This is a genomic window from Collinsella sp. wc0529, from assembly GCF_046116875.1.
Lineage (GTDB): Bacteria > Actinomycetota > Coriobacteriia > Coriobacteriales > Coriobacteriaceae > Collinsella.
The window spans coordinates 863,213-884,257 of sequence record NZ_JBJXBO010000001.1 but is presented as its reverse complement, the minus strand read 5'-3'; the positions used below and the strand labels follow the sequence as shown (position 1 = coordinate 884,257).

Annotated in this window: 14 protein-coding genes; 6 read left to right on the top strand and 8 right to left on the bottom strand. The window is 56.9% G+C overall.

Features of this window, described 5'->3' with window-relative positions; genetic code table 11:
* Nucleotides 1-285: 285 nt before the first annotated feature.
* The 5 genes from ACKUTP_RS03720 to ACKUTP_RS03700 form a co-directional block, all read right to left on the bottom strand.
* Entirely contained in the window at nt 286-1,317 is a 1,032-nt protein-coding gene (locus ACKUTP_RS03720; protein WP_409063576.1) for a 3-deoxy-7-phosphoheptulonate synthase, read from the bottom strand.
* A 1,126-nt stretch (nt 1,318-2,443) separates the two neighbouring features.
* Complete coding sequence (locus tag ACKUTP_RS03715; RefSeq protein WP_368140390.1) at nt 2,444-4,357, bottom strand: ATP-binding cassette domain-containing protein; 1,914 nt, start codon at nt 4,355-4,357, stop codon at nt 2,444-2,446.
* A gap of 124 nt (nt 4,358-4,481) precedes the next feature.
* Nucleotides 4,482-6,215: a LuxR C-terminal-related transcriptional regulator gene (locus ACKUTP_RS03710; RefSeq protein WP_346977194.1), complete on the bottom strand. Its 1,734-nt coding sequence runs from the start codon at nt 6,213-6,215 to the stop codon at nt 4,482-4,484.
* Between the two features lie 463 nt (nt 6,216-6,678).
* On the bottom strand, nt 6,679-8,916 hold the full coding sequence (locus ACKUTP_RS03705) for an FtsX-like permease family protein (RefSeq protein ID WP_409063575.1): 2,238 nt from the start codon (nt 8,914-8,916) through the stop codon (nt 6,679-6,681).
* Nucleotides 8,906-9,691 (bottom strand): ABC transporter ATP-binding protein, encoded by a 786-nt coding sequence (locus tag ACKUTP_RS03700; protein WP_006234847.1) that lies wholly within the window; start codon nt 9,689-9,691, stop codon nt 8,906-8,908. The genes ACKUTP_RS03705 and ACKUTP_RS03700 overlap by 11 nt, the downstream gene beginning before the upstream one ends.
* A gap of 148 nt (nt 9,692-9,839) precedes the next feature.
* On the opposite strand from ACKUTP_RS03700, the gene vsr reads away from it, so the two are divergent.
* The 3 genes from vsr to ACKUTP_RS03685 all read left to right on the top strand — a co-directional run bounded on the left by vsr (nt 9,840) and on the right by ACKUTP_RS03685 (nt 12,934).
* A complete protein-coding gene (gene vsr, locus ACKUTP_RS03695; RefSeq protein WP_409063574.1) occupies nt 9,840-10,826 on the top strand; it encodes a DNA mismatch endonuclease Vsr in 987 nt (328 codons plus the stop codon).
* A gap of 489 nt (nt 10,827-11,315) precedes the next feature.
* Nucleotides 11,316-12,254 (top strand): AraC family transcriptional regulator, encoded by a 939-nt coding sequence (locus tag ACKUTP_RS03690; RefSeq protein WP_118256595.1) that lies wholly within the window; start codon nt 11,316-11,318, stop codon nt 12,252-12,254.
* A 56-nt stretch (nt 12,255-12,310) separates the two neighbouring features.
* Nucleotides 12,311-12,934, top strand: coding sequence for an HAD family hydrolase (locus tag ACKUTP_RS03685; RefSeq protein WP_409063573.1), 624 nt, complete (start codon nt 12,311-12,313; stop codon nt 12,932-12,934).
* Nucleotides 12,935-13,256: 322 nt separating this feature from the next.
* On the opposite strand, the gene ACKUTP_RS03680 is transcribed toward ACKUTP_RS03685, so the two are convergent.
* A complete protein-coding gene (locus tag ACKUTP_RS03680; RefSeq protein WP_022095149.1) occupies nt 13,257-14,114 on the bottom strand; it encodes a class II fructose-bisphosphate aldolase in 858 nt (285 codons plus the stop codon).
* A 334-nt stretch (nt 14,115-14,448) separates the two neighbouring features.
* On the opposite strand from ACKUTP_RS03680, the gene ACKUTP_RS03675 reads away from it, so the two are divergent.
* Nucleotides 14,449-15,252, top strand: coding sequence for a DeoR/GlpR family DNA-binding transcription regulator (locus tag ACKUTP_RS03675; protein WP_409063572.1), 804 nt, complete (start codon nt 14,449-14,451; stop codon nt 15,250-15,252).
* Nucleotides 15,253-15,326: 74 nt separating this feature from the next.
* Here the strand turns inward: ACKUTP_RS03675 and ACKUTP_RS03670 are convergent, their stop codons facing one another.
* On the bottom strand, nt 15,327-16,487 hold the full coding sequence (locus ACKUTP_RS03670) for an FprA family A-type flavoprotein (protein WP_409063571.1): 1,161 nt from the start codon (nt 16,485-16,487) through the stop codon (nt 15,327-15,329).
* A 129-nt stretch (nt 16,488-16,616) separates the two neighbouring features.
* Nucleotides 16,617-17,603, bottom strand: coding sequence for a LacI family DNA-binding transcriptional regulator (locus tag ACKUTP_RS03665; protein ID WP_409063875.1), 987 nt, complete (start codon nt 17,601-17,603; stop codon nt 16,617-16,619).
* A 383-nt stretch (nt 17,604-17,986) separates the two neighbouring features.
* On the opposite strand from ACKUTP_RS03665, the gene ACKUTP_RS03660 reads away from it, so the two are divergent.
* Nucleotides 17,987-19,192 carry a galactokinase gene (locus ACKUTP_RS03660; protein WP_409063570.1) on the top strand — a complete coding sequence of 402 codons (1,206 nt, stop codon included), beginning with the start codon at nt 17,987-17,989 and terminating at the stop codon, nt 19,190-19,192.
* A complete protein-coding gene (locus ACKUTP_RS03655; RefSeq protein WP_409063569.1) occupies nt 19,183-20,811 on the top strand; it encodes a UDP-glucose--hexose-1-phosphate uridylyltransferase in 1,629 nt (542 codons plus the stop codon). The genes ACKUTP_RS03660 and ACKUTP_RS03655 overlap by 10 nt, the downstream gene beginning before the upstream one ends.
* The last annotated feature ends 234 nt before the right edge of the window (nt 20,812-21,045 follow it).

Sequence of the window (21,045 nt, the reverse complement as noted above, 5' to 3'; positions counted from 1 at the left end):
AAGACCTACCGATGCCGGCAAGCAAACCACATCCTGGTGCAAGGGGGACAGGTTAATCTGCACCAACCTGGTGCAAAGTAACCTGTCCCCCTTGCACCAACCCCTTGGCAACCCCGGCAACGTCGACGTCTTGGAAACGACAGCGAGCGGGTCGCATTTGAGGCAAGGCGACGTGAAGCGATAGGGCGCTGACCTTTTGGTCGCGCCCTTGAAGTCGAACGTCAGATTGTCCTAATGCGGCCCGCGCAGCGTCGGCCGGTTACGGCGTTTGGTAAAACCGCGTAACTAAATCCGTTCCGCGATCTCGTGGATGAGGTAGTCGGTCTTTTCCCAGCCCAGGCACGGGTCGGTGATCGACTTGCCAAAGACGCCGCCGTCGACCGGCTGATTGCCGTCCTCCAGGTAGGACTCGATCATAAAGCCCTTGACTAGCTTAGAGATGGACTCATTGCGGCGGCAGCTGTCGAGCACCTCCTTGCAAATACGATACTGCTCCAGCGGACGTTTGCCCGAGTTGTCGTGGTTGCAGTCGATGACCGCCGCCGGGTTGGCGTAACCGGCATGCTCGGTATAACGCTCGGCCAGGCGCTCCAGGTGCTCGTAGTGGTAATTGGGGTAGGTGCGACCGTCGAGACCAATGTAGCCGCGCATGACGGCGTGTGCGAGCGGGTTTCCGTCGCACTCAACCTCCCAGTTACGGAAGATGAAGCTCTGATGTGCCTGGGCGGCGTAGATGGAGTTGAGCATGACGGTGGTGGAACCGGCGGTGGGGTTCTTCATGCCGACGGGCACCGAAATGCCGCTCGACACCAAGCGATGCTCCTGGTTTTCGACCGAGCGCGCGCCGACGGCAACGTAGCTCAGCAGGTCGACGAGGTACTGGTAATTAGAGGGGTAGAGCATCTCGTCGGCGGTAAAGAAGCCAGTCTCCTCGATGACGCGCAGGTGCATGTGGCGGATGGCCTTAACGCCTTCGAGCAGGTCATCGGGCGCCTCGGGGTCGGGGTTGTGCAGCAGACCCTTGTAGCCGGTGCCCTTGGTGCGCGGCTTGTTGGTGTAGACGCGCGGAATGATGATGAGCTTGTCCTTGACCTCCTCGGCGACCTTGGCCAGTCGGTTCATGTACTCAAGCACCGAGTCCTCGCGGTCGGCAGAGCACGGGCCGATGATGAGCACCTTGCGCGCGTCCTCGCCGGTAAAGACCTTGGCGACCTCGGCGTCGAATGCCTGCTTTTTGGCGGTAAGCTCGGCGGAAAGCGGCATTTCCTCGCGGATCTCCATGGGAATCGGCAGCCTGCGTTTGAAATCCATGGCCATGCGGGGCCTCCTCAATCAAATAAGTCAAAGTGTGAATTGTCGAATGCTCGGCATTATCCGCTGTCGCACGCTAAAGTGCAAGCACGACCAACCAAAAAGGGAACGGATGACACGAGGACTTGCTTACCACGAGAGTGGATAATCTCCCGTTTTCGGCCTATGTCCGCGCCAAAAGCGGGAGATTATCCACTCTCGTCGAGCAAGCGTCCGAAAATCCTCGCTCGTGACCTACCAAAAAGGGACAGGTTTATTCTGGCAGGTTTTATCTGGGCAAACGCCAAAACCACCACAAAGGGGACAGGCACCTTTGTGGTGGTTTGCTCATGGCGGTCTTCTGGCGAAAACTAAGTGAGTAGACTTTTTGCGAAAGGCCAAGCACGCCCCAAAACGCCACAGCTCTGGCCTGCGGTTTTATTGAGCTTGTACCGCGATGTGCTCGGCAGGTTCCAAAAAGCCTACTCACTTGCATTTGGGGCGCGCCGGATAGGTGAAAATACCACCGCAGAAGAGGTACTTCTTTCGCGGTCTTTCGCGGCATCCTTTGCTACCACGGTTTCAATCGTCTCAATCTGTAACATGTAGAGGTAAAATCGCCGTTTTGCTGTTACAGATCAAGACGATCAACATAGTGCGAGTTGAATAGTCTCAATCTGAAACAGATGGAAACGTTATTACCAGCCAAGTGTTACAGATTGAGATAAACGCAGGAGCGGCAGCGTTAGATCAATCCTCCGCAAAGTAATTCGGAGAGAATCTGGTCCTAGGGTTATCTACCAGGTACGATATGTGCACTTATATTTCGTCTCAAACCCAGGCATTCCGTTCCCGCGTGGGCTTAACGCTGCACCTGTATAGAGGATCGTTTGCCCCGTACGAGAATAAGAGGTTTTGAAAGACAACCTCTTGTATGTCTGGTCGAAACAATCAACATTCTCGCTCGGGTGGTTCGCAGTGGAGAACGACTTGTAAGTGTCCAAGACGTCCGCTGTCACAAGACGACAAGGCGCGACAGAACCTGCATCTGGTTTCGCCGTCGCACAAACGGGAATTGTGACCATCGACAGGGTAAGCATAAAACATGCGAACATTGCCTTCACAAAGTTCTTCGTTACATGGCGTTTCATGGTTATCTTCCTTTCCTAGTTTTACTGTCGTTCGTCTTGAAAAGCTGCGCGTATACATTACCGATCCACTTCGAATCACCTCCCATTTCTCTGGTAACGACACGCGAGTCATCCCCTGTGAGCAATACGGAGGCATCGCAGAGCGATTCGAGGTTTCCGATAAGATGAGAAGAGATAATGACATGTGCTCCTCTACCCGCTTCATCTCTAAGAGCATTCGAAACAATCGCAACGTGTCTCACATCAAGTGCATTCATGGGCTCATCCAAAAGGACGACTTCGCAATAGGACATATACGCCATCGCGACATTAAGTAATTGTCTATTTCCATCAGACAGCCTAGATACGGGCGTATTCTTCAACCCAGTCAAGTCAAAGCGATCAAGCACTTGGTCCAAAGTGCGAGGTGAATGCCAAATTCTCCTGCATCGGTCGAGATGAAAAGCGACGGTCATGTATGGAATCAATAGCGACGGCCTATTCGGAACCAAAAAGAATACCTTTCTCATTTCCTCACGGTCGACGCATACTTTTGCATGAAAACAGAGAGAACCTGACACGCGCACTGATGGCCCAGCATCTCCCCAAAGAGTATTCAGTAGCGTAGTCTTGCCATGTCCATTTGGCGCGACAAGACCCCATATCTGGCCAGCGGGCATATCAAACTGCAATCCCTTTACCAGCTGGTTTTTTCCAACCGTCAACGCATCCAGCGACAGAGAGAGCAAGCTTTTCTCGCCCAAACTATCCGGGCGAATATGGTTCCAGGCCCAGCGATTCTTGCTTTTTAGACACGAAAACGAAATGACCCCCAACGCGCAAACAGCAAACGCGCCCATCACGGCAAAGAGGCAGTGCGATGCACTGGCTTCAGGAACGAGAGATACCTCCGCTCCATTGGCGTAAGATGCGCCGCCGAGCGCAAACGAAGAGGCAGAATAGCTCGACACCATATACGGCAGCAACGCATGCCATGGAGCATCTTTGCTCGCATAAAACGGAAGCTGGCTTATGCCCCCCACAAGAGCGATCACCATGGACGAAATGGCCCTGTTTCTGCTTCCGGCGTACACGCACACGCCCAAGCAAGCAAACATCATCGACAGCACAGCTTCAAAGACGGCAAATAGCCCTAGCTGAACTAACACAGTTCTTTCGACTACGTCACCATACTGAATGAATACGACTGGGTACTCTGTCTGACCTACACCGTTAAACACCGTTGCCAATACAAAACAGGGAGCCAACGCCAGAACCAAAACCAGCATCGATGCAATACCAGAGACGAGAACGCGGCATGCATTCATCTCTAACTTTGACAACAACGCTCGATCGTAGAACCGCTTTCCATCCCCCTCAAGCGACATATAGAGGACGAGGACCGGGACCAAAAGCCACGCTATTGCAGGAACAGCGCCGCAATAATATGCGAGAAGAATCATCCCGGGCATTTTTGTTGTTGAGTCGTACGATTCCGGATGGGCCAGCATCGATATGGCTCGGGGAAGACGTTCTTGGGCTTCAAGCGATAACTCCGAATCAACACCATTCAAATAACCGAGTCGGTATTCCTTGAGCAATAGATTGTCGTAATCGGCAATCGCATCGTAATACTCTCTGGAGTCCGCCTTGCTTTCAAGCGCCCGATCAAGGCACGCCCTTTCGTCGGCAATGATGCTGTTGAGCTCCTGTGGGGCAGTGTCATAAACGCCGTCAGAGACTTGAGAGACCAAAAGGGCTCTCTGGTCTTCGATGGAAGCTCTACCATATAGATAATCTGCTCCCGTTGGAACGGATAGAAATACCGGGATGCAGAATACGAGCGCGAGCAGCGCCGTCAGCAACATAATTCCCCGGTTGCGCGCAAGAACTTCTAAATTAAGCCGTACATATGTGAGGCAATCACAGGTCTTCACAGCAAGCACCTCCGGTTCGCAACACACGAGTCGTCGGACCCGTTGTCCGGAAGTATCGCCTTCATCGTCAGAACTGTCTGTAGACGTGTAGGATGGATTTACAATCTTATTTGTCTACAGGCTTCTACCTGCTATTTTCTATAACATCTGCCATAAGACTAAAAACCCTATCTCTAAGTTCACGCTCCGAGTGAACTCCAAGCAAGGCATAGCTCTTGCTCTTGGCCTCTTTGACGGTTCCCCGAGCAACGTTAAGATGCGCGCAAATCTCGGTGGTTCTATTGCCATCAAAAACGCATGTCATGATATCGGCATAAAGCGGCGTGAAACCAAGCCTCAAGAAGGCCTCACGCACGGTATCGCGTCGATCACCCACCCGAACCGTATCTTTCGAACGCAAGAATAGCAGCGAATTAGCCATAAGGATAAGTACGACAAGGAACGCAGTCACGCGTAAGGCAGGCATAAGGCCGCCAACGGCCTCACCGCTCCCAACGGACTCAAAGAAAATGTACAGTCGACTTACCACATCGTGAACCCAGAACGCTGCTCCAGCACCCACAGACACCGAAGAAAGGGTGAGTTCAGGCGAAAGGCACAAGTGCATTTCAGACATCCACCGTATAGCCGCACGGCAACACAGGGCCACAAGCACTATAGCTATCGATAGGATTATCGCATCATGCTCAAAGCCGAAGCATACGAGGATTTCCTCGATGCCCATTCCAGACGCATACATAAACAGGAAGCAGACGAAGACTATCCTGCAGTTCTGATTGAACGATGAGGACCCCAGCGATTCTGAACGGTGATCATGGCCTTTTGTTGCGTCAAGATGCCACGCATCCTTTGACAAGAGAAGTCCGGCCGTCGCCTCTGAAATGCTTTTATATCCGGTTTTAGTCAAGGCCCGCGACAAATAGGTACGGGCAGTAGACGGGGAAATGTCCAAGGCAGAAGCAATCTCCTCGTACGTTTTTCCCTCTATCCTCATAGAGAAAACCGCGGACTCCCTTTGAGAAAAACCCGAAGCCGTAGGGATATCGGCAACTGCAGAGTGTTTTCCTCCTAATTTGGCGGCCGCAGAAAAAGCGCTCGTTAAGTCAGGGAAAAATCGCGTTATGGCCCTGGCAAGGATACTGCCCAAAACGGTAACCAGAAGCAATACGATCTCTTGATGCCCACCAAAGCTCAGGAGCACAGCTCCGATGTTTATATTGCGCGAAAACAAACAATCCGTATCGAGAATAACGGCGGCATTACCAAACGCAAGAGGTTCGACGAGCAAGGCAGCAACCCCCATCTCGGCGTTAACGGAAAGGAAAGAACCGATGGAGTCCATCAACGGGACGAGAAGAAACTGAAGGCCAACAAGCAAAGCAATCAAGAGCACAACGGGGCTGTAAAGTGCGAGCTCAGGATACCCGTGGAGAGCAGAGCCATCGGCCACATGTTTCCCCTTTAATCCCGCACGTATGTTTGCGAATTCACCGCCAAGCGCCCAAGAACAGCAAGCGACAAGCAAGGGGGCTAGTAACAACAAAATGAACGCGAACGCCGAAACCACAACATGAAATTGATGAAAGACATTAAGAGATATCGTGTACATCACAAGAAGTGCAATGTCTACGAGCATAAGTCCAAAAAGCCTTTTGGAAATACCCTGTCTCACAGGGCGAGAGATGAGGCCCACACAGAAGCCCGAAAGCAGATGCAGACCGATAAGAACGGTGCCAGAAAGGCCCGTATAAATACTTGGCGCCACACAATACAGACCAGCCGCCCCTATAAACAACATAATTGAATGCCAGAGGAACGAGCGCGTCACGCTTTGCAGGGTAGCTGCCTCGGTTGCCATAAAATCAAAGCTCCTAGATAGCATTTTGGTTATTTTAACATCGTTCCCGGCGTTAAAAAAACTGTTACCCGAATTAATCAATATCCCCCCTCCACCAAAAGGCACCACGCTGATCCTCCATTTTTGGAAGCGATAACCTGCTAAAAAGGGACAGGTTTATTTTGGCAGGTTTTATCTGGGCAAACGCCAACCGCCGCAAGGGAGCTGCTTTCCCTCGCGGCGGTTTTCTAGCAGAAAAAACCAAGTGAGTAGGCTTTTTGCAGGAGGCCAAGCACGCCCCAAAACGCCACAGCCCTGACCTGCTGTTTTATTGGGCGCCACCCGCGATGTGCTCGACAGATCCAAAAAAGTCTACTCACTTGGTCTTGAGACTCATCAGTCAGGCAAAAAACGCCGCGAAGGGGGGCTGGACTCCCTTCGCAGCGGTTGTTCGCACTGGTTTTGCAACGGTTTTGCTCGCTTGTTACTCGCTGTAGCGGGTGGCGATGGCAGCTTGTACCATGCCGGCGCTCATGAGGTAGGTCACCAGGAAGTAGCCACCGTATGCTGCCAGGAAGATTGCACAGGTGAGGCCCACGGTGCCGCCGATGCTCATATCTCCGAATATGCTCACTAGCTCGATAATCACCTTGAGCGCCACAAAGGAGTGAGCCAGGCCCGCTGCCAGCGGGAACAGGAAGAACACCGCTTGCTGCGCCATCACCGAATGGCGAATCTGGCGGTCGTCACAGCCGATCTGTGCCAGCACACGATAGCTGCGGCTGCCGTCGGCCACGTTGGAGAGTTGCTGGATCGACAGAATCGCCGCGCATGCAACGACCAGTACAAAGCCAATGTAGATGGCCAGATAGCTAATCATGCCGTTCATCTGCGCCGCCTGCGTATACATCTCGGAACGCGTGATGAAGACTCCCCATGACCCCGGCTCCTTGCCGTCAACGAGCAGATTGTCGAGCAAGGTGTATTTAATGCTCTCGTCTGCTTTGGTCACATCCATCCCCTGTTTGTAGTTAACGAGCAGATTACTGGAATACGGCTGCAGATTAAGTTGGGACAACAGCTCATCGGCTACGACCACGGTACCGGGATTGCTGCCCATCGCCGAGTTGGCGATGGCCGCCGTGTCCTCGTCCGACTTATCGGTTGCGGGCTTGAGCTCATGCCCGCCCAAGGTGAGGGCATGGCCGCCGGCCATGTATTTGGTGTACAGGTCGCCCAGCTCACCGCCCATATCACACGTAAGCACGTACTGGTCGCGACCAATGCTCACCGGCTCCTCGCCCATCATCTGGCGCAGTTTGTTGTACTGGCTCGCCGGCGTCACAAACAGACCCATCGCATCGGCGTTGCTTCCCTCGAGCGCCTTAGGAAGCTTTTCGCCCATGGCCTTGCACATCTCACCCGCCACCACCGAGGGACCCGAGCCGCCAAGCGGGTAACTCAGATACGAATCGATCTGCACATGCTCACCGGCAACATCGGCGATATTGACCTTTTTGCCGGTCTCGTCGTTGTTGTCCGCCGACTTGCCCTTAATACCGTCTGCAACGTTATCGGGATCTTTACGATCGCCATGCCATGCAGCGTACAAATCAACCGTTGCATCGGCCAGCACCATGCGATCGGCCTCAGACGGATTGACATACTCCTTGTAGTAGTCGAGCGTTTCGGGCGTGTAATAGACATACGTCTGAGACACGTCAACAGGGTTATAGCGCTCCAGATTCTCGTTCATCACATTGGCAATCGACATACCGCACGTCACCGAGGTGATGGCCAAAAACAGAATCATCGCGATGACGCCCATCGAAAAGCACACCGTATTGACCTTGACCGAAAGCTGACGCACGGTAAACATATTGAGGCCGCGCCAATACACGCTGCGCAGGCTCTGCAGCAGCTTGATAAGCATGCCCGAGAGTCCCCAGAACAGCGCAAAGGTGCCCACTGTAACCATAGCGGTTGTAATGCCAAACTGGCTCATGGCCTCTTGCAGCTTGCTGTCCGTCGCGGTTAGCGGGAACCCATCACGTAGCAGACGGTAATAGGCCACGCCCACCAGCACCACGCCCACGGCAAAGATGGCAATCGCGATCCAGGGGTTGCGTGTCTTGATGCTCTCGTTGCGACGCTCGGCACCCATGAGCTCAATGAGCTTAGTGCGACGAACGGCGCGCAGGTTCAGCAGTAACGTGAGCACAAACATCACGAGCATGCAGACAAGGGTCAGGTTGAACGCATGCACCGAGAAGAAGAAGTGAAAATTGGCGATCTGTGTCTTAAAGAGCGAAGCCGTAAAGAACGTCATGAGCTGCGAGAGTCCCACGCCCAGTACAATGCCGGCGACAAAGGCCACGACCGATACTATCACGGTCTCGAGCGCCATAATCGTGGCTACGCGCCCGCGCCCCATGCCGAGCACCTGGTACAGGCCAAACTCCTTCTTGCGGCGTTTCATGATGAAGTTATTGGCATACACCATCAAAAAGGCCATGACACCGGCCAAAAAATACGTCAGGTAGCCGAGCATGCTGTCCATAACCCGCGCCAAGCCCTTTTCATCGATGCCGGCGATGTCAACCTGCATCGAGACGGTGTTAAAGGCATAGAAGACCGTAACGCCCAGGGTGAGCGTCAAAAGGTAGACGAGGTAGTCGCGGCCGGCGCGGCGGACGTTGCCCCAAGCGAGTTTACAGAGCATCGGAGCCCTCACCGCCCATCATGGCAACGACCTCCATAATGCGGTCGAAGAACTCTCGGCGGTCGGTGTCGCCGCGGCGCAGCTCGGTGAAGATCTTGCCGTCGCGGATAAACAGCACACGGCTCGTGTAGCTGGCGGCAAAGCTGTCGTGCGTGACCATGAGCACCGTGGCGCGTAGGCGGCGGTTAAGGGCCTCCAGGCTCTCGAGCAGCAGACGAGCGCTTTTAGAATCGAGGGCGCCGGTGGGCTCGTCGGCCATGATCATGGTGGGGTCGGTGACGAGCGCGCGAGCCGCGGCAACGCGCTGCTGCTGACCGCCGGACATCTGGTAGGGATACTTGTCGAGCACCTGACTGATGGAGAGGCGCGCTGCCACATCCTGCACGCGGGTCGAGATCTCTGCCGAGTTTGTGCGGGCGATGGTGAGCGGCAGGGCGATGTTCTCGCGTGCCGTGAGCGTATCGAGCAGGTTGGAGTCCTGGAAGATAAAGCCGAGCTCCTCGCGGCGGAACTGCGAAAGCTTAGCCTGCTTCATGCGCGTCACGTCCTGCCCGTTGATGCGGATCGTGCCACTTGTGGCGCTATCGATGGTCGACACGCAGTTGAGCAACGTCGACTTGCCCGAGCCCGAAGCGCCCATGATGCCAACAAATTCACCGCGGTTGACGGTAAAGCTGACGTCGTTGAGCGCGCGGGTCACGTTGCCTAGCGCTCCGTATACCTTTTCGAGATGCGCGACCTCCAGTACCGGGGTCGCCATGTGCGTGGTTTGCATACCGAGTCCTTTCTTGCGATTAGTCTACGGCATCTATAGTCGCAAGAAGACGAGTCGGCTACCATCGATATGGCTTACGCTTGCCTTACCGTTGTGTAAGGTACGGATAGCTACCCTGCCGCGTGTTGATGTTGAGAGAGGACTCCTGTTGAAGACTATTCATGTTGCCGCTGGGATCATTCGCAAGGAAGGATCTGACGAGCTGCTTGCCGTGCAGCGCGGCTACGGCGACATGCAGGGACTTTGGGAGTTTCCCGGCGGCAAGCTCATGCGCGGCGAGACACCCGAAGACGCCGTGCGCCGCGAACTCATGGAAGAGCTGCAGGTAAAAGTCACCAACCTGCGCGATTTCTATACCGTTGAGTACGACTACCCCGACCTTCATCTCTCCATGGAGTGCTACTACTGCTCACTCGCCGATGAATCCGATGAACCCCAGAAGCACGACCGCCAGCTCGATATCCGCTGGATTCCGCGCACCTCGCTTGCCACGGTAGAATGGATGCCCGCCGACAAGGGGCTCATTGATGCCCTGATTGAGCTGAAGGAAGACCGGCTCGAGGCAAGCTCCGCCGATGACGCCACGCCCAACACAGCCGACAAACCCGCCACCAAGCCCAAGCGCGCACCTAAGCGCCGCAGCAAGAAGCGTCCCAAGCCCGGCCTACTCGACGGCATCGATACCTCGGACCTCTCCGCTGACGAGCGCGAACTGGTCCGCCGTCGCGCCGCCATCAAAAAGTCCATGAAGGGCAACAAGCGCGCCAACACCAAGCCCGAGTTGCTCGTTCGCCAGCGCCTGCGCGCCGCGGGCCTTACGGGTTATCGTTTGGAATGGAAGGTGCCTGGAAAACCCGACATCGCCTTTCCCGGGCGCAAGATCGCCATCTTCGTCAACGGCTGCTTTTGGCACCGCTGCCCCAAGTGCAATCCGAGCCAGCCCAAGCGCAACGTTGAGTTTTGGGAGGCAAAGTTCCGTCGCAACGTCGAGCGCGACCGCGCTGCCGTGGCAGCACTCACTCAAATGGGCTGGACACCCATAACCATCTGGGAATGCGAGCTCAAAAAAGACCGCATCGACGCCACAATGGAAAAGGTCATCGAGCAGGTGCGCGCCGCAGAACCGCAGCGCTAGGAACGAGCCGTCCACACGCCCCACACAGGCGAGCCACATCCGCGCCACAAACCTTAGAAAGCCCTTAAGCTCAAAACCTTTCAAGAATGTTACTCGATACCTCTGACCTGCAGTTTCATCGTAACACCAAACCAGATTAAGCCTTTCTTTAGCGCTTCTTTGCAGCAGCCGCGGCATAATACTGCCAACGCACGGGACCTAGCAGCATACCCCGAGCGCAATCTATTGGTGGACATCGAGGAGGCCGCATAAGCATGCATTCTTCCAATGACGCAGCACAGCAGCCATCCCTAAAATATGCAAACCTTTTCTCCTTCCCCCCGACACAGAGAAACGGTCTCCTCGACTCCCCCACCACAAAAACCAAGCGCTCAGCCGATCAGAGCCTCAACTTACGAGCATCCTTCGAAAAGCTCCAAGCATCCCTAGACAAGGCGTTCCCCGAACAGGCAAGAGCAATCTAAGCCCATTGCGCTTTATACTGATGCCATGCGAAACATGGATCACATAGAATTGCACCGCGGAGGACGCGAGGAAGCGTTTCCCGAGACCGCCGAAGACTGGCCCTATATTGCCGAACGCGCAGAATTCGCTCGCTATCCGGGCAATTCCGTCCCCTGGCACTGGCATTCCGAAGTCGAGCTTTTCTACATGGAGCAGGGAGCGATTGACTATCGAACGCGCGCAGCTCATGAACACGTGCGCTTTGAGGAAGGGTCCGCCGGCTTTATCAACGGCGGCGTTTTGCACAGCACGCTGCAATCACCCAATTCGGCACCAGCCATTCAAATGTTGCATATCTTTCAGCCGTCGATGCTCGGCGATCCCGCGGGACGCCTTCAAAAGCGCTATATCAATCCTTTGCTGCAATGTCGAGGCGTCGATGTGCTCAAATGGTCGCCCACCAACCCCGACGATATGCCCTTTATCGATTTGCTGAAGAGTTCCTTTAACCACGACCTTCAACGGCCGCAGAACGAGATGGCGCTTCGGAATAGCTTGTCAGAGCTCTGGATTCAGATTTACGCCAAGGCCGAACCGCTCTTTTCCTCCGACAACGCCTCTTGGATGACCAACCGCGACGTACAGTTCAAGGCAATCCTGGACTATATCCGCGCAAACTATGCAGCCGCTATAGATGTGCCCCAGATGGCATCTGCAGCCGGCGTAAGCGAAAGAGAGTGTTACCGCATTATCGAAGCTTGCGCAGGAACGACCCCGGCGGCATATCTGCGCGCATACCGCGTAAACCGTGCTTGCGAACTTTTGGCACACACCACGCGAACGGTCCAGACAGTCGCGCGCCAATGCGGCTTTGCGACAGCAAGCCATCTTGGCCAGGTATTTAAAGAACAAATGGGGTGCACTCCTTCGAGCTATCGAGCAGCGAGGCAGAATCTCGATAGCACCAGGCAGAAATCCCGCTAGCCCTTCTTCTGTCACCGCATCAAACTTGCAGGCAAACAACAGAGAGGAGCAACCATATGAAGCACTTTGACCATATCGTATTTGACGTTGATGGGACATTGGCAGATACAGAAGAAAGCGTTCTATCATCGCTTGTCCAGATTGTCCAAGAAGAGACCGGCAAAACGCTCCCCCGACACGAGCTTGAATTTGCCCTCGGCATACCCGGCAAGGATGCCCTTGAGAAACTTGGAATCTACTCGCAGGCAACGTTGAATCGCTGGTGCCAAGTTGCCGCCAGCTTTAAAAACACCATCAGCGTGTTTCCAGGTTTGCTTGAAGTCATCGCAACACTCGCCAACAACGGCTGCAAACTTGGCATCGTCTCCTCACGTGCGCGCGACGAATACACAGACGAAATTGCACCCCTTGGCTTCGATAAGTATTTTGAGCACATCATCCTTGTCGAAGACACAACCGAACATCAACCCGCACCCGCTCCCATGCTCGAATATCTCCGGCGTACGGGCGCGAATCCTGGCAACGTCGTCTACGTTGGCGACACCGTCTACGACGAACAATGCGCAACTTCAGCAGGGGTCAGTTTTGCCAAAGCAGCATGGGGATCACACCAAGATATCCCAAATGCCACCTACAACCTCAAAACCCCCAACGACCTACTAACCCTAACAACCAAGTAACCCCCGCATCCCACCCCTTCAGCCCCAACGCCACAAGGGCGATTGAGCAGGACGGCTTGGGCGGGTCCCCGTACTTAGTTTCCAAAATCATTCCGCAGCGCGAAGGCTTCTTATTATTTTCAGACCTAACGCCACAACGGCGACGACCTCGAGTAGGTCAACCTGGGAGGGACGAGGGCTTAGCTCCCCAATCTTTCCGCAGGGGGCAAAAAGCCTCGCCGCACGAAGTGCGCAGCGAGGCTTTTTGCATGCCCGAGGACGATTGGGGAACTAAGCCCTCGTCCCTCCCCGGGATATGTAGCGAGTCGGAGTACCCTTGCTGTTACTCTGCTTTGCCCACAGAGTTGAGGTTGGTCATGCGGATCTTAACCAGCTCGGTGATCTCACGCATACCCTCCTTAGCCGGCTTCTTGGGGTCGAAGCAGGCGGGATTCTCGGCCATATAGGCCATGAAGCCCTTGGTGTAGGCCTGACGCAGCTCGGTGGCGTAGTTAACCTTGCAGATGCCGTTCTTCACAGCCTCGGCAACCTGCTCATCGGGCACACCGGAGGTGCCGTGCAGAACCAGCGGCACGTCGACGGCGTCGCGGATGGCCTTGACCACGGACTGCTCGATGTGCGGATCGCTCGTGTACACGCCGTGGCTGGTGCCAACGCCAATGGCCAGCGAGGTGCAGCCGGTGCGCTCGACGAACTCCTTGGCCTCGGCAGGATCGGTGTAGGGGCTCTCGCCCTCAACCGCGGGACCGTCGTCCTCCTTGCCGCCAACCTTACCGAGCTCGGCCTCGACGGGCACGCCCATGGCGCGGCCAGCATCGGCGACGGACTTGGTCAAGGCAATGTTGTCCTCGAAGGACTCGTGCGAACCGTCGATCATGACAGAGGTGTAGCCAGTGCGGAAAGCCTGCATGCAGCGGTCATAGCCATCGCCGTGATCGAGGTGCAGAGCGACGGGCACAGAAGCGCGCTCGGCGGCAGCCTTGACCATGCCGTAGAAGTAGTCCAGACCAGCGGTCTTGATGGTGCCCGGGGTGGTCTGCATGATGACGGGGGACTTGGTCTCCTCGGCAGCAGCCAGAACGGCCATAACAAACTCGAGGTTCTCGACGTTGAACGCGCCGACGGCGTAGTGGCCGGCCTGAGCGTCCTTAAGCATCTTTTCGGTGGTAACAAGTGCCATGAGCGTTTGCTCCTCTCCCTCGCCCGCATCTGGACATCGGGCGTAGTTGTTCACAAGGCGTTTTACCTTGCGTTTTGCTGCGCTCATTGTATGAAATTCAGCAGCTTTGCACGTGCGAGATATTGAGCCCATGCAGGTCAATACAGTCATTTTTGAAAAGCAAACGGAAGAAATTTGAGCCGAGTGAACATGTTCGATATTGAATTTTGGGCGTTCAGCGTCTTTCTTTTATAGAAAAGATAAGTAATCGAAAGGTGTTTTCTTACTCAAAAAGAAAATGAACGAAAATAGAGTCAACACAATTCCTGCAAATTTAGCCGAGAATGGAGCAAGCATGGCCCAAGCCACCAACCGTGCCTTTGCCGACGAGCGTCGTTCCGCCATCATGGAGATGCTCGACCATAATGCCTCGGTGCAGGTAGCAGAAATCGCCCAGACCTTTGGCGTGTCCTCCGTCACCGCCCGCGCCGACCTGGACGCGCTCGCCGAAGCAGGCAAGCTGCGCCGCACACATGGTGGTGCCGTATCGCTCCACAAACGCCTAACCGTTTCCACGCAGGATCGCCGCATCAATGTCAACGTCGCCGCCAAGCAGGCCATCGCGCAAAGCGCCATCGAGCTCGTCAATGACGGCGACACGCTGCTCGTCGACTCGGGCACCACGGCGCTCGAGTTCGTCCGGCTCCTCGATCAGCGCGACGGTATCACCGTCATCACGGCCGACATTACCATTGCCGATTACATCGACGAGAGCATGCCCTCAGTCGATGTCGTCATGCTGGGCGGGGCGCTGCGCAAAGGCCATCGTTATTTGTACGGACCGCTCACTATGCAGGCGCTCCAAATGGTCCATGCCGATCTGGCCGTCATGTGCCCCGGCGCCTTTGTCCCCAGCTGCGGCTTTACGACCGACTTTCCCCAGATGGCCGAGACCAAAGCGGCTATGGTCGGTGCCGCCCGTCAAAGCGTCGCCCTCATGGACGCCAGCAAGGTTAACGGACGCGGCATGTACCGCTTTGCCGAACTCGCCGACGTCGACTCCATCGTGATGGACAGCGACCCCGATAATGCCGTCGCCACCTCAATCGCCGAGATCGTCGACAACGCCCGCCCAAATCTCCTCATCGCCGGCGCTTAAACAAAAACCACCACAAAGGTGCCTGTCCCCTTTGTGGTGGTTGTGATGGTTGAGCGTCAAAAGTGAATGTGTCGCTACTTGGCAAGCTCGTCGGCGAGGGCCTCGATCTGAGCGCGCGAGGCGTCGTTGAGCGAGCCCAGCACAGTCACCTTGTTCTGCGTCAGGGTGATGTCCTTCATATCCTCGAGCTCCTTGGTCATAACCTTGGCGGCAGCGGGCGCCCAGGAACCGGACTCGACAAGCGCCACGGTACGGTTCTGGTAGGCATGCTCGGCGAGCGTGTGGATAAAGGTGCTCATGCACGGGAAGATCTCGCCCTGATAGGTAATGGAGGCGAGCACCAGACGGTCGTAGCGGAACGCATCCTCAACGGCCTCGGCCATGTCGTCGCGAGCCAGATCAAAGACGGAGACCTTCTGGCCGCGAGCCTCGAGCGCAGATGCGAGCTCCTCGACGGCAGCCTTCAGATGGCCATACACGCTCGCATAGGCGATCGTGATGCCCTCGTCTTCGGGCTGATAGCTCGACCAGGTGTTATAGGTGTCGAGGTAGTAGCCCAGGTTCTCGGTCAGCACGGGGCCGTGGAGCGGGCAGATAATCTGAATGTCCAGGTCGGCGGCCTTCTTGAGCACGGCCTGCACGAACTTGCCGAACTTACCGACGATGCCAAAGTAGTAGCGGCGAGCCTCGCAAGCCCACCCCTCGGGATCCTCGATGTCGTTGGCGCCAAACTTGCCAAAGCCGTCGGCACTAAAGAGCACCTTGTCGGTGGACTCGTAGGAGAAGATCACCTCGGGCCAGTGAACGTTGGGGGCGCCGATAAAGGTCAGGCTGTGGCCGCCCAGGTCGAGCACGTCGCCCTCTTTGACGACCATCTTGCGCTCGGGGTAGTCGGTGCCAAAGTAGTTGACCATCATGCGGAAGGCACCCATGCTGGCCACAATCTGTGCCTGGGGATAGCGCTCCATAAAGGCAGCGATACCGGCGGAGTGATCGGGCTCCATGTGATGGACGACCAGGTAGTCGGGCGTACGGCCATCGAGCACGGCCTCGAGGTTGCCGAGCCACTCGTCGACAAAGTCAGCGTCAACCGAATCGGCGACAGCAATCTTTTCGCCCAAGATAACGTAGCTGTTGTATGCCATACCGTTCTCGGACACATCGTACTGGCCCTCGAACAGGTCAATGTCGTGATCGTCGACGCCAATGTAGCGGATATCCTTGGTGATCTCCATCAGGCAAAGCCTCCTAGATAGACAAAAGAACCCGTCTATCATAGCACTCGCCTTCATAGCCACGGCTATCTGTCAGCATCCTTATCGATTGTTATTGAGGCGGAATATTGAGCCGATGAGCTGCGGAAACTATGCGCGGGGAGCTGCCGTGGTATGCCGAACGATGAGCTGGCCGGGAATACGAATGGCAACGGTTTTGCCCGCCGTACCCGCCTCGGGAACCGCATGCTCAAACACCTCGCGTCCGCGCTGATGTAGATCGAATCGCACGGTCGTGAGCTCGTTGTGTGCCACAAAATCATCGAGCGAATCGTCGACGCCCACCACGCTCACGTCCTCGGGCACGCGCAGGCCGCTATCACGCAGCGCGGCAATCGCGCCATTTGCCATCTGATCGTTTGCCGCATAGATCGCCGTCATGGTGTGATCGTGCTCGGCCAGGTACCTGCCGGCCTCGTAGCCGCTGTTGGCAGACCAGTCGCCTTCGAGTGGTTCGGCCATTTTGATATGCCTGCGCTCGAGAGAATCTCTCCAACCAGCCCGGCGGAACTGTTCGTCGACCGAGAAGGACGGACCGCCGATAAAGCGAATTTGCTCGTGGCCCAGCTCAAACAGATGATCCATAAGCAATAGCGAGCAGCCGTAATGGTCGGAATCGACCGTGGTCACCCGCGGGTGCGCGTACATGGTAACGATGACCGTGCCAATGCTCGGCAACGGATCAAACGTCTCAAAATCGGGCGCCATGCGACTCATGCCGATGATGATGCCGTCCACCGGCAATGCGGCCATACGACGCGTGGCCTCGGCAAGCGAAAACTCCTCGGTCTTGGACATCTCGACCAGCGTGATGGCGCAATTATGCTCGCGAGCAGCGCTGGCGATGCCGTCAATCATTGAGAGGTTGCCAAACTTGGTGACATCGTTGACGCACAGGCCGACCGAATGGTAACGGCCGTCACGCAGCGAGCGACCGGCATAACTCGGACGAAAGCCGAGCTCTTGCATAGCGGCCTGCACGCGCTGGCGCGTCTGCTCGTTAACGTTGGGCAATCCGTTGGCAACGCGCGAAACCGTCTGCTGCGAAACGCCGGCAGCGCGGGCGACGTCGGCCATGGAGACCGGACGCGTACCTGTATCGTTGGACGGGCGCCTTGCCACAGGATCACCTTCACCCTTGCGAGATCTGAATAGCGTGAATGCCGGCCCGGGCAGAGATACACTCCGCGCCGAGGCCCGCTATCGTCGGACGCATGTTAACGTACTCTACTTTTTCTATCTGCATCTCTTCTGCTTTATAAGTCCATACGGCAGTACCGTTCACGGCTGTATTTCTACCGATTACCAGATTCTCAAAAAGTGACAAGCGTTGTGTTATGAGTACGTTAACATAGCCCGTAACGTGCGGTATCGTGAACACTCGGTTCATGCCGCTTCAAGTTGTTAACGTACTCATAACGACGCAAAACTCACCCGTGCGCGCCAAGGAAAGGACTCCCATGACCACTCCCGACGAAAAGACATTCGCCACGCTCACCAAGCTATTTGAGGAGGAGTTTGGCCCCATCGGCGACCGCCAGGTGCTCTACGTGCACGCGCCCGGCCGTTCCGAAATCAGTGGCAACCACACCGATCACGAGGGCGGCCACGTTATCGCCGGCTCGCTCGATGTCGCTGTCGACGGCATCGCCGTAGCGACCGACACCAACAAGGTCCGCGTTGCCGATGAGGGCTACCCCACGTTTGAGATCGCGCTCGATACGCTAGATGTTCAGGAGTCCGAGAAGGGCACGTCCGCGAGCCTCGTCCGCGGCATGGCCCACGAAATCGCTGCTCTGGGCGTTGAGCCCCAGGGCTTCGACTTCGCCTTCACCTGCTCTGTCCCCTCGGGCGGCGGCCTTTCCAGCTCCGCTGCTGTCGAGGCGGCATACGGTCGCGCCATGGAGACGCTCTGGGGCGCACCCGCCATCGAGCCCGTCGCGCTCGCCCAGATGAGCCAGCGCACCGAGAACAACTATTACGGCAAGCCCTGCGGTCTGATGGACCAAGCCGCTGTGTGTCTGGGCGGCCTCGCCTACATGGACTTTGAGGACCAGGCTCAGCCTAAAACCCAGAAGCTCGAGCTCAACTTTGAGGATCACGGTTATGCGCTCGTGCTCGTTAAGGTCGGTGCCGACCACGTGGCCGCCACCGACGATTACGCTGCCGTTCCGCGCGAGATGCAAGACGTCGCCGCCGAGTTTGGCAAGGCACGCCTGTGCGAGGTCGGCGTTGCCGATTTTGACGCCAAGCTCCCCGAGCTGCGTGCCAAACTGGGCGACCGTGCCTGCCTGCGCGCCGTTCACTACTGGTACGAGAACGGCCTGGTCGACAAGCGCTGGGCGGCCCTGAACGCCGGCGACATCGACCAGTTCCTGGTCCTGACGCGCGAGTCCGGCGCCAGTTCTGCCATGTACCTGCAGAATGTCGTTGCCAAGCTGGGCTCCGAGCAGCCTTCCATGTATGCCCTGGCGCTGGCCGAGCACGTGCTCGACGGCCGCGGCGCCGTCCGTATCCACGGTGGCGGCTTTGGTGGCACCATCCAGGCCTTCGTGCCGCTCGACCTGGTCGACACCTTCATTACCAAGATGAACGGCTGGCTGGGCGAGGGCTCTGCCCGCCACTACGCAATTTCTGACAAGGGGGCTTACGCGGCATGGCTGTAATGACCGACGCGCGCGAGGCTGCGCAGAACCTGATCGAGTACGCTATCCACCGATCGATGATCGGCCAGGGCGATCGCATCTGGGCATACAACACCATTTTGGAGTGCATCGGCGCCACGGGCCCCGCACTCGACATGGCTTGGGCGCTCCAGGTCGAAAAACTCTCGCTCTTGCACCCCGATACCCTGCCCAACTATGACCTTGAAGGCACGCTTGCCGCGCTTGCCGAGGCTGCCGTTGCCAACGGTGCCGCCGAGGACACGGTGTCGGGCCGCGACCGCATCGCCATGCGCATCATGGGCGCGCTCATGCCGAGGCCTTCGGTTGTAAACGAGGAGTTCAACGGACGTATGGGCGTCAACGAGCCCCGCGCCGCGACCGACTGGTTCTACGGCCTGTGCTGCGACGCCGGCTACGTGCGCCGTGCCGCCATCGCGCGCAACATCAAATGGAGCACCCCCACCAACTGGGGCGATCTTGAGATCACCATCAACCTGTCCAAGCCTGAGAAGGACCCGCGCGATATTGCCGCAGCCGGTGCTGCCAAAAACACGGGCGAGAAGTATCCCGCCTGCCAACTCTGCATCGAAAACGAGGGCTACCCTGGACGCTCCGCTGCAGCCGACGGCGGCGCCCACCCCGCCCGTCAGAATCTGCGCGTTATCCCCATCCAGCTCAACGGCGAGCGCTGGGGCTTCCAGTACAGCCCGTACGCGTACTTTAACGAGCACTGCATTGCCATGAGCTCCGAGCATCGCCCGATGCACGTCGACCGCAAGGGGCTGACCTGCCTGCTCGATTTTGTGGACCTGTTCCCGCACTACTTTATTGGCTCCAACGCCGACCTGCCCATCGTGGGCGGCTCGATTCTGTCGCACGACCACTTCCAGGGCGGCGCGCACGAGTTCCCCATGATGCATGCCACCGAAGTCTCGCAGTTTAACGTGCCCGGCTTTGACCAGGTCAGCGGTACCGTGTTGCAGTGGCCGCTTTCGGTGCTGCGGCTGCGCTCGCACGACCGCGCCCAGCTGCTCGACGCCGCCGAGAAGATTATCCTCGCCTGGCGCGAGTGGACCGATGAGTCGGTGGGCGTCATCGCGCACACAGCCGACGGCGTGGCCCACAACACCGTGACGCCCGTCATTCGCCGCGTCGACTCCCGCGGCAATGCCGGCGGCGAAATCTACGAGGCCTACCTGGCGCTTCGCTGCAACATCACGACCGACGAGCATCCGCTGGGCGTATTCCACCCGCATGCCGAGTACCACCACATCAAGAAGGAGAACATCGGCCTGATCGAGGTCATGGGCCTGGCCATTTTGCCGCCGCGCTTGGTTCCCGAGCTCGGCGCTGTCCGCGAGCACTTGCTGGCGGCCAAGGCCGATGCCAGCTACGACCTTGCTGGCGCGCTCGAGGGCGACGACCTTTGCCGCAGCCACGCCGCATGGGCCAAGGACGTCTTTGCCCGCCGCGCCGACGAGCTTACAGCCGACAACGCCATCGACATCCTGCACGAAGAGGTCGGCGTGGTGTTTGGCCACGTACTCGACAACGCCGGCGTCTTTAAGTGGGACGAGGCAGGACGCGCCGCCCAGCAGCGCTTTATCGACTCGCTGTAGCATACGGGTTCGAGCCTCATCAGCGGCCACGACATAACCGCCCACACGACAACGGCGCCCGCCGGCAACATCGCCGACGGGCGCCGTTTTCTGATGCAAGGGTAACTAATTTGCACCAAAACAAGGAGTGTCCCAAACTGCCGGCAGAAAAAGAACGTCCCCAGATGCCTACCTAAACCCTCACATTATTCGATGGAAAAACGTGATTGCCTCACACATTATTCGATGGAAAAA

Bases quoted from the DNA above. Each gene is read 5' to 3' on its own strand.
- ACKUTP_RS03720 (WP_409063576.1), bottom strand. From the start codon at position 1,317: ATGGCCATGGATTTCAAACGCAGGCTGCCGATTCCCATGGAGATCCGC.
- ACKUTP_RS03710 (WP_346977194.1), bottom strand. From the start codon at position 6,215: ATGGCAACCGAGGCAGCTACCCTGCAAAGCGTGACGCGCTCGTTCCTC.
- ACKUTP_RS03705 (WP_409063575.1), bottom strand. From the start codon at position 8,916: ATGCTCTGTAAACTCGCTTGGGGCAACGTCCGCCGCGCCGGCCGCGAC.
- ACKUTP_RS03700 (WP_006234847.1), bottom strand. From the start codon at position 9,691: ATGCAAACCACGCACATGGCGACCCCGGTACTGGAGGTCGCGCATCTC.
- ACKUTP_RS03690 (WP_118256595.1), top strand. From the start codon at position 11,316: ATGCGAAACATGGATCACATAGAATTGCACCGCGGAGGACGCGAGGAA.
- ACKUTP_RS03685 (WP_409063573.1), top strand. From the start codon at position 12,311: ATGAAGCACTTTGACCATATCGTATTTGACGTTGATGGGACATTGGCA.
- ACKUTP_RS03680 (WP_022095149.1), bottom strand. From the start codon at position 14,114: ATGGCACTTGTTACCACCGAAAAGATGCTTAAGGACGCTCAGGCCGGC.
- ACKUTP_RS03675 (WP_409063572.1), top strand. From the start codon at position 14,449: ATGGCCCAAGCCACCAACCGTGCCTTTGCCGACGAGCGTCGTTCCGCC.
- ACKUTP_RS03670 (WP_409063571.1), bottom strand. From the start codon at position 16,487: ATGGAGATCACCAAGGATATCCGCTACATTGGCGTCGACGATCACGAC.
- ACKUTP_RS03665 (WP_409063875.1), bottom strand. From the start codon at position 17,603: ATGGCCGACGTCGCCCGCGCTGCCGGCGTTTCGCAGCAGACGGTTTCG.
- ACKUTP_RS03660 (WP_409063570.1), top strand. From the start codon at position 17,987: ATGACCACTCCCGACGAAAAGACATTCGCCACGCTCACCAAGCTATTT.
- ACKUTP_RS03655 (WP_409063569.1), top strand. From the start codon at position 19,183: ATGGCTGTAATGACCGACGCGCGCGAGGCTGCGCAGAACCTGATCGAG.